2 protein-coding genes and 2 pseudogenes are annotated in these 2,393 nt (G+C 78.1%); all 4 read left to right on the top strand.

Annotation, left to right across the window (positions count from 1 at the left end; all coding sequences use genetic code 11):
* The coding region (locus ACIP5K_RS35685) for an SCO3242 family prenyltransferase (protein ID WP_401416671.1) at positions 1 to 845 on the top strand (845 nt) is incomplete at its 5' end.
* Positions 842 to 1,699 (top strand): sugar phosphate isomerase/epimerase family protein, encoded by an 858-nt coding sequence (locus tag ACIP5K_RS35680; RefSeq protein ID WP_401416670.1) that lies wholly within the window; start codon positions 842 to 844, stop codon positions 1,697 to 1,699. The genes ACIP5K_RS35685 and ACIP5K_RS35680, both read left to right, overlap by 4 nt.
* Before the next feature lie 35 nt (positions 1,700 to 1,734).
* Positions 1,735 to 2,214, top strand: a pseudogene (locus tag ACIP5K_RS35675) (EboA domain-containing protein); the annotation flags it as partial.
* Positions 2,215 to 2,393: pseudogene (locus tag ACIP5K_RS35670) on the top strand (hydrolase TatD); the annotation flags it as partial.

Genomic DNA, 2,393 nt, shown 5'->3' with positions numbered 1-2,393 from the left:
CCGCCCTGTTCACCGTCCCCGGCGACGCCCTCGCGGGCGCCGCCGCGGTGGGCGCGCGCCCCGGCCGCGGCACCGCTCTCGCCGTCGGCGCCTCCCTGTGCCTGTACGAGGCGGGCATGGCCCTCAACGACTGGGCCGACCGCGACGAGGACGCCGTCGACCGCCCCCACCGGCCGCTGCCCTCCGGCCGCATCCGGCCCGGCGCCGCCCTCGCGGCCGCCGGCACGCTCACCGCGGCCGGCCTCGCCCTCGCCGCCCGCGCCGGCCGCCGCCCCCTGGCCGTCGCCGTCCCGCTGACCGCCCTGGTGTGGGCCTACGACCTGCGGCTCAAGCACACCGCCGCCGGACCCGCCGCGATGGGCGCGGCCCGCGGACTCGACCTGCTCCTGGGCGCCGCCGCCGCCGGCCGCACCCGCACCGCCGCCGGCCCCGCGGCCCTGGTCGCCTGCCACACCGGCGCCGTCACCCTGGTCTCCCGGCGCGAGGCCGACGGCGGCTCCACCGCCCTGCCGCTCGCCGCCCTGGCCGCCACCGCCGCCCTGACGGCCACCGTGACCCGCACCGCCGCCCGCACCGCCGCCCACCCGTCCGCCCGCCCGGCCGCCGTCTGGCTCACCGCCGCCGCCGGCGCCGGCTACGCGGCGACCTTCGCCCGCCCCCTGGCCCACGCCGCCCTCAACCCCTCACCCGTCCTCACCCAGCGCGCCGTCGGCGGCGGCATCCGCGCCCTGCTGCCCCTCCAGGCCGCCCTGATGGCCCGCGCCGGAGCACCGGCCACGGCCCTGCTCACCGCCGCCCTGGCCCCCCTCGCCGCCCGCCTGGCACGGAAGGTGAGCACCACGTGAACGCCTCGGCCTACCGCCTGCGCCTGGGCTACGGCACCAACGGACTGACCGACCTGCGCCTGGACGACGCCCTCGCCCTGCTCGCCGACCTCGGCTACGACGGCGTCGGTCTCACCCTCGACCACATGCACCTCGACCCCTTCGCCCCCCACCTGGCCGCCCGGACCGCCCGCATCGCCCACCGCCTGGCCGACCTCGGCCTGGAGGTCACCGTCGAGACCGGCGCCCGCTACGTCCTGGACCCGCGCCGCAAACACGGCCCCACCCTGCTGGACGCCGACGAGGACGCCCGCGCGGCCCGCACCGCCCTGCTGGTGCGCGCCGTACGCATCGCCGCCGACCTGGGCGCGCACGCCGTGCACCTCTTCAGCGGCGTCACCCCGCCCGGCACCGGTGCGGACACCGCGTGGAAGCGTCTGGCGGCGAGCCTGGGCCCGGTGCTGGACGCGGCGGAGGCCGCCGGGATGCCGCTCGCGATCGAGCCCGAGCCCGGCCATCTGCTGGGCACCCTGGCCGACTTCCACCACCTGCGCGGACTGCTCGGCAGTCCCGGCGTGCTGGGCCTGACCCTGGACCTGGGCCACTGCCAGTGCCTGGAGCCCGAGCCGCCGGCCGACTGCGTGCGCGCGGCGGCGCCCTGGCTGCGGCACGTGCAGATCGAGGACATGCGCCGCGGCGTCCACGAACACCTGCCCTTCGGCGACGGCGAGATCGACTTCCCGCCCGTGCTGGAGGCACTGGACGAGATCGGCTACCGCGGCCTGACCGTCGTGGAACTGCCCCGCCACTCCCACGCCGGACCCGAACTCGCCGCCCGGTCCGTGCGGTTCCTGCGCAATGGAGGCAAGCGATGAGCACCGCCCACCCCAGCCCCGCCCCGCCCGCCGCTCCCGGCTGGGAACGCCGCTTCGCCGAAGCGGGCCGCCGCAGCGACCACCCCGACGCCACCCGCGTCGAACTCCTGGCCGCCGCCCGGCCCGGCGCACCGGCCCTGACCCGCCTCTACCACCAGGGCACGGCCGACGAACGCCGCGCCGTCCTGCTGGCCCTGCCCCGCCTGGACGCCCGCCCCGACACCGCCCTGCCCCTGATCGAGGACGCCCTGCGCACCAACGACCCGCGCCTGCTCGCCGCCGCGCTGGGCACCGGCGCGGCCCGCCACCTCAGCCCGCACCTGTGGCGGCACGCCGTCCTGAAGTGCCTGTTCACCGGCGTGCCGGTGAGCGGCGTCGCCGACCTGGCCGACCGCGCCCGCGGCGACGGCGAACTGGCCCGCATGCTCGGCGACTACGCCGCCGAACGCCGTGCGGCCCACCGCACCGTCCCCGAGGACCTGACCCGTCTGCTGGCCCTGACCGAGGAGCTGTAGGTGCGCATCTTCGACCCGCACATCCATATGACGTCGCGTACGACCGACGACTACGAGGCCATGTTCGCGGCGGGGGTGCGGGCGGTCGTCGAGCCGGCGTTCTGGCTGGGCCAGCCCCGTACCTCGCCCGCCTCGTTCTTCGACTACTTCGACGCGCTGCTGGGCTGGGAGCCGTTCCG

Source organism: Streptomyces sp. NPDC088785, assembly GCF_044750685.1.
In the GTDB taxonomy this organism is placed as follows: domain Bacteria; phylum Actinomycetota; class Actinomycetes; order Streptomycetales; family Streptomycetaceae; genus Streptomyces.
This window is presented reverse-complemented; position numbering and strand designations above follow the sequence as displayed.